Source organism: Microbacterium sp. (assembly GCF_049661145.1).
GTDB lineage: Bacteria > Actinomycetota > Actinomycetes > Actinomycetales > Microbacteriaceae > Microbacterium.
Genome location: NZ_JBASZT010000445.1, coordinates 1 through 2550, shown reverse-complemented (window position 1 = coordinate 2550; position 2550 = coordinate 1). Strand labels below are relative to the sequence as shown.

Sequence of the window (2550 nt, the reverse complement as noted above, 5' to 3'; positions counted from 1 at the left end):
GGCACACTCGGCGCGAGCCGGCCTGACCGCGCGCCACGCCCCGCCCGCCACGCCCCGGTCACCCCTCACGCCCCGGTCACCCCTCACGCCCGGTGATCCCCGCGGTCGAAGCGATCACGTCGCGCATCTTCTTCTCCAGCGCCTCGAAGAACATCGAGAGCGGGAACTCGTCGTCCAGCACGGCATCCGTGTACCCCTTCGGCGCGCCGGCGAGCACCTCGTCGGACAGCCCGCGTGCCCACAGGGATGCCGGGTGCGGCGTCAGCACCGAGCGGATCAGCTCGTAGGTGGCGAGCCAGTGCGCGACCTTCGGGCGGTCGATCGACTCCCAGTACAGCCGGTCGATCGCGTCGCTCAGGGCGATCACGGCCGCCGGCACCCGGTCCCAGTCGAATGCCAGCGCGGTGTCGGTCCAGTGCAGCACGCCGCGCTGGTGCAGCCACGCGAACAGCAGCTGACCGCCCAGCCCGTCGTAGTTGCGCACGCGCGTGCCGGTGATCGCGAAGCGGAAGATCCGGTCGAAGATCACGGCGTACTGCACGAGTCGGGCGTGCTCGCCGATCTCGTCGGCCCGCGCGCCGAGCGCGACGCACTCCCGGAACGCCGTGAGGTCGCAGCGCAGTTCCTCCAGCGAGTACAGGAAGAACGGCATCCGCTGCTTGATCATGAACGGATCGAACGGCAGGTCGCCGCGCATATGTGTGCGGTCGTGGATGAGGTCCCACATGACGAACGTCTCCTCCGTCAGACGCTGGTCCGTCAGCATCCGCGCCGCCTCCTCCGGCACGTCGAGCTTCGTGATCTCGGATGCCGCGCGCACGACGCGCCGGTAGCGCGCCGCCTCGCGGTCCTGGAAGATCGCGCCCCATGTGAACGTCGGGATCTCCCGCATCGCGACCGTCTCGGGGAACAGCACCGCGGAGTTCGTGTCGTACCCGGGGGTGAAGTCGATCAGCCGCAGGCTGACGAACAGCCCGTTCGTGTAGGTCGCCTCCAGTTCGGCGATGAACTCCGGCCAGATCACCTCGCACAGCACCGCCTCGACGTGCCGGTCGCGCGACCCGTTCTGCGTGTACATCGGGAACACGACCAGGTGCTGCAGTCCGTCGATGCGATGCTGCTGCGGCTGGAACGCGACGAGCGACTCGAAGAAGTCGGGAACGCCGAGCCCCGTGTCGACCCAGCGCTCGAGATCGTGGACGGATGCCGACAGGTACTCGGCATCGTGCGGGAACAGCGGCGCGAGCGCCCGCATCGAGCCGACGATCGCCTCGATGCACACGCGTGCCTCGGTGTGGTCGTCAGCGTCGGGGACCGATCCGTCCTGCGCCTGCAGCTGCTGCAGGGTGGTCGCGGCGTCCTTGAGCGCGAGCCATGCGGGCTGCCGCTCGACCGGGCGGCTGTCTGCGACGACCTCGGTGGAGAACCCGTCGATGAACGCGGTGTGGGGCATGATTGTCTCCAGTTCGATGAGTTGCGGGAATATTTACGGGTGATACCGAATCTGTCCGATATTGTTTCATGCATGGAGGATGCTGTCGACCAGCGGATCGTCGCCGAGGTCGCCCGCGACGGACGCGCGACGCTCGCAGACCTGTCCGCTGCGACCGGGCTCTCGGTCTCGGCGGTCCAGGCGCGGCTCAAGCGGCTGGAGTCGCGGGGCGTGATCACCGGGTACCGCGCCACCGTCGATCCCGAGGCGGTCGGTCGTCCGCTCGCCGCGTTCATCGAGATCACACCGCTCGATCCCGCTCAGCCCGACAACGCGCCGGAGCTGCTGGAGCACCTCGCCGCGATCGAGGCGTGCCACTCGATCGCGGGTGATGCCGCCTACATGCTGTTCGCCCGCGTCGCCTCGCCGCGCGCGCTCGAGGACCTCGTCCGCGATATTCGCCACGCCGCGAACGTCCGCACCCGCACGACCGTCGTGCTGCAGACCTTCTACGAGCACCGCCCGGTGCTGCCCTTGTCCGCGTGAGCGGCCCGCGGATACATCTCGCGGCGGATGGCGGGGCCGACGCCGTCGCGTAGCGTCGAAGCGTGTTCCGCGCGCTCACCCGTACCCAGCTCGTCGTCGACATCGTCGTCGCGGGCATGTTCGTGGTGATCGCACTGCCGTTCGACCTGGATATCGGCAGGTTCAGCGACAACAACGCGCTCGGCACCGTGCTCGTCGCCCTCGGCATGGGCACGGCGCTGGGGCTGCGGCGCGCGGCTCCTGGCCTGGCGTTGACGGTGGCGTGGGCGAGCGCGATCGTGCAGATGTCGCTCGGCCGCCCGCCCAGCGCGGCCGACGTCGCGATCTTCGGCGTGCTCTACGCCACCGCGGCCTACGGCAGCCGCCGTGTGTTCTGGGCGGGTCTGGCCTCGACGTTCGGCGGTGCCGTGGTCATCACGGTGTACCTGTTCGCCCCGGCCGCCGCCGCCTTCGCCGTTGACGCCTCGACGATCACGACCGCGCTCGCGGTGGCCATCGCCGCGCTGTTCGGGCTCGGCCTTGCCTGGACGATCGGGGCCCTCGTCCGCACCGGCATCCGCGCGCGCCAGGAC

General features: G+C 69.7%; 3 protein-coding genes. 2 read left to right on the top strand and 1 reads right to left on the bottom strand.

The window, feature by feature from the left end:
* Nucleotides 1-76: 76 nt before the first annotated feature.
* The gene (locus WBP48_RS18300) at nucleotides 77-1453 is read right to left on the bottom strand and encodes a DUF6421 family protein (protein ID WP_424442208.1); all 1377 of its coding nucleotides are present in this window, start codon (nucleotides 1451-1453) and stop codon (nucleotides 77-79) included.
* 72 nt (nucleotides 1454-1525) lie between these two features.
* On the opposite strand from WBP48_RS18300, the gene WBP48_RS18295 reads away from it, so the two are divergent.
* Nucleotides 1526-1978, top strand: a complete 453-nt coding sequence (locus WBP48_RS18295; protein WP_424442207.1) for an Lrp/AsnC family transcriptional regulator — start codon at nucleotides 1526-1528, stop codon at nucleotides 1976-1978.
* 62 nt (nucleotides 1979-2040) lie between these two features.
* Nucleotides 2041-2550: DUF7134 domain-containing protein (locus tag WBP48_RS18290; protein WP_424442206.1), on the top strand; the 510-nt coding region annotated here is incomplete at its 3' end.